Below are 1,117 nucleotides of genomic sequence, written 5' to 3'. Positions count from 1 at the left end.
TCGTCGGGGGTGCCGCAGCTGCGGGTAGGGCTGGCTGGGTCGCGAGGCGTTTGAGAAGGGCGTCAAGATCTTTCTTGGTGTATCGCCAGTTGAACGGTCGAGCGGCGAGGTTGTAGTGGTCATGGAACGCCTCCAGGCGGTTCTCGACGTCGGCCAGGTCGTAGAAGTCGTTCGGGGTGACGACCTTGCGCTGCACGACGGAGAAGTAGATCTCGACCTGGTTCAGCCAGCTGGCGTGCAGCGGGGTGTGCACGACCATGGCAGTGGGCCACGCGGCGGCCATCCGGTCGATGGATGCCTGCCCGCGGTGGGACGAGCCGTTGTCGACGATCCAGAACACCCGGCGTGCTGAGGCGTAGGGTTCGCGGGTCATGACCTGCTCGACCAGCCGCGCGAACGGGGCCAGGCCGGTCGTGGGCTCGCAGCGGCCGTGGACCTTCCCGCGATGCACGTCCAACGCGGCCAGGTAGGCAAGCGCCCCACCACGGTCGTACTCGTGCTCGACCCGCATCAGCCTGGACCGGCCCGGTGGCAGGGTCGGATGACAACGGCAACGGGCCTGGATCGACGTCTTCTCATCTGCGCTGATCACGAACTCGTCGTCGCCCAGCGGGCGTCCCTGCCAGGTCCGGGCATACAGGTCAAGCACGACCCCGGCCTTGGCGGCGAAGTCCGGATCGCGCGGGAAGATCCAGGACCGGTATCGCCAGGGCTTGATCGCATCCGCGGCCAGCCACCGGGCGACCGTCGAAGCGGAGATGTCGGCGACGATCCCGGCAGTGACCGCCTCACTGGCCAACTCCTCGGCGCTCCAGCGCGACAGCGGCACCCCGCGGTCGGCCGGAAGCTCACACGCCAGGGCCTTGACCTGCACCTGCTGCACCGGCGTGAACGTCGCCGGGCGGCCCGGCCGGTCCGCGTCCGCCAGTCCCCGCAACCGCAGCGCCCAGAACCGGCGCCGCCACTTGCGCACCGTGTCCACGTGCACCGCCTGCCGCGCGGCGATCACCGCGTTCGGGGCACCGCCCGCGGCGGCCAACACGATCCGCGCCCGCACCACCAGCCGATACGCGCTCGTAGGCCTTCGCGCCAACGCCACCAGCGCGGCGTGCTCTTC

General features: G+C 70.0%; 1 protein-coding gene. It reads right to left on the bottom strand.

Translation table 11 applies throughout. The features are described from left to right. Positions 1-1,057, bottom strand: a 1,057-nt coding sequence (locus AB0J67_RS41300) for an IS630 family transposase (protein ID WP_363491310.1), incomplete at its 3' end; no start/stop codon positions are given. Positions 1,058-1,117: the final 60 nt, after the last annotated feature.

The sequence above is a fragment of the Catellatospora sp. NPDC049609 genome (assembly GCF_040675365.1).
Lineage (GTDB): Bacteria > Actinomycetota > Actinomycetes > Mycobacteriales > Micromonosporaceae > Catellatospora.
The sequence above is the reverse complement of the archived record's forward strand: the minus strand, read 5'-3'. Positions and strand labels throughout refer to the sequence as shown.